This window comes from Pseudomonas sp. EL_65y_Pfl2_R96, from assembly GCF_963970905.1.
GTDB lineage: Bacteria > Pseudomonadota > Gammaproteobacteria > Pseudomonadales > Pseudomonadaceae > Aquipseudomonas.
In genome coordinates, this window is sequence record NZ_CAXAQH010000167.1 from 1 (window position 1) to 581 (window position 581).

General features: G+C 71.1%; 1 protein-coding gene. It reads left to right on the plus strand.

Going from position 1 to position 581, the window contains the following annotated elements; all coding sequences use genetic code 11:
* Positions 1 to 581: enolase C-terminal domain-like protein (locus tag AACY49_RS30030; protein WP_339527857.1), on the plus strand; the 581-nt coding region annotated here is incomplete at both ends.

The window sequence follows — 581 nt, forward strand, 5'->3', positions numbered from 1 at the left end:
GCAGACCTCGACCGGTGCCGTCGCCAGGGCGCCGCTGGTGTTGATCGATTGCGAGACCGACCGGGGCGTGCGCGGGCACGCCTATCTGTTCGCGAACACGCCAATGGCGCTGAAGCCGCTGACCGCAATGGTCACGGAAATGTCACAACTGCTCGCCGGCGACGACCTGCTGCCCTTCGAGATCGAGCGCAAGCTGACCCAGCGCTTCACGCTGCTCGGGCTGGCAGGCCTGCAGCGGCTGGCGCAATCCGGCATCGACATGGCGGCCTGGGATGCGCTGGCCCGCGCCCGCGGGCTGCCGCTGGCGCGGCTGCTCGGCGGCGCGCCGAAGCCGCTGAAGGCCTACAATTCCAAGGGGCTCGGCATCATGCCGGCGGCGGCGGCCGTCGACGAGGCGCACCGGCTGCTCGCCGAGGGGTTTCACGCCGCCAAGATCCGCGTCGGCCGGCCCGATGCCAGGGAAGACCTCGCGGTGGTGCGCGCGGTGCGCAAGGCGGTCGGCGACGACGTCACGCTGATGTGCGACTACAATCAGGCCCTGACCGTGAGCGAGGCCATCCGCCGCGGCGAGATGCTCGACG